1 protein-coding gene is annotated in these 384 nt (G+C 65.4%); it reads right to left on the bottom strand.

The window, feature by feature from the left end; translation table 11 throughout:
* Positions 1–384, bottom strand: a 384-nt coding sequence (locus AC066S_RS40045) for a preprotein translocase subunit SecA (protein WP_478272101.1), incomplete at both ends; no start/stop codon positions are given.

Below are 384 nucleotides of genomic sequence, written 5' to 3'. Positions count from 1 at the left end.
GTCGAGCTGGTCGTCGCGCTTGCTGGGCCGGTTGGGCGGGATCACCACGGTCTCGAGGCCGTAGATCTCCTGGAACTCGTAGGCCTCGGTGTCGGCCGTGCCGGTCATGCCCGAGAGCTTGCCGTAGAGGCGGAAGTAGTTCTGGAAGGTGATGGAGGCCAGCGTCTGGTTCTCGGCCTGGATCTCCACGCCTTCCTTGGCTTCCACGGCCTGGTGCAGGCCCTCGCTCCAGCGGCGGCCGGACATGAGGCGGCCGGTGAATTCGTCGACGATGACGATCTCGCCGTTCTGCACCACGTAGTGCTGGTCGCGGTGGTAGAGGTGGTTGGTCCGCAGCGCCGCGTACAGGTGGTGCATGAGCGTGATGTTCGACGGGTCGTAGAG

Source organism: Bradyrhizobium sp. CFUWI, from assembly GCF_056429085.1.
Note: the sequence above shows the minus strand (reverse complement) of the source record. Positions and strands in the feature narration are given on the sequence as shown.